General features: G+C 47.3%; 1 protein-coding gene. It reads left to right on the top strand.

The features are described 5' to 3' along the window. The coding region (locus ACS8FD_RS22500; protein ID WP_439277494.1) for a lyase family protein at positions 1-601 on the top strand (601 nt) is incomplete at both ends.

The following is a 601-nucleotide window of genomic DNA, read 5'->3' as shown; positions in this document are numbered from 1 at the left end:
CTTCTGTCGGCTTTGATCAACGCTTCGCTCGTCATGATATCGAAGGCTCGATTGCTCATGCAACCATGCTCAAAAAATGTGACATTTTGACAGCTGATGAAGTTGCAACCATCATTGAAGGTCTACAGCAGGTCTTACGCGAAATTGAAGCAGGAACGTTTAACTGGTCAATCACGCTCGAAGACGTACACATGAATGTTGAATCACGCTTGACGAATATCGTTGGAGCGGTCGGCAAAAAACTACATACAGGACGTAGCCGTAATGACCAGGTTGCAACCGATATACGCTTATGGCTACGCGAAGAGACTGACAATATTATCGCGCTGTTAGTACGTTTGCAAAGTGGCCTACTTAGCCTAGCTGAACAACATACTGATACGATCATGCCAGGCTTTACTCATTTGCAAACTGCACAGCCAGTAAGCTTCGGTCATCATGTGCTGGCGTGGTTTGAGATGCTCTACCGCGATACGGAACGTCTTGTCGATACGCGCCGCCGTATCAACCAGATGCCACTTGGTAGTGCTGCTCTTGCTGGTACCACCTTCCCAATTGATCGTACTATTACCGCTGAGCTGCTAGGTTTTGAAGGTATTTG

Source organism: Psychrobacter sp. 1U2 (assembly GCF_051847575.1).
Note: the sequence above shows the minus strand (reverse complement) of the source record. Positions and strands in the feature narration are given on the sequence as shown.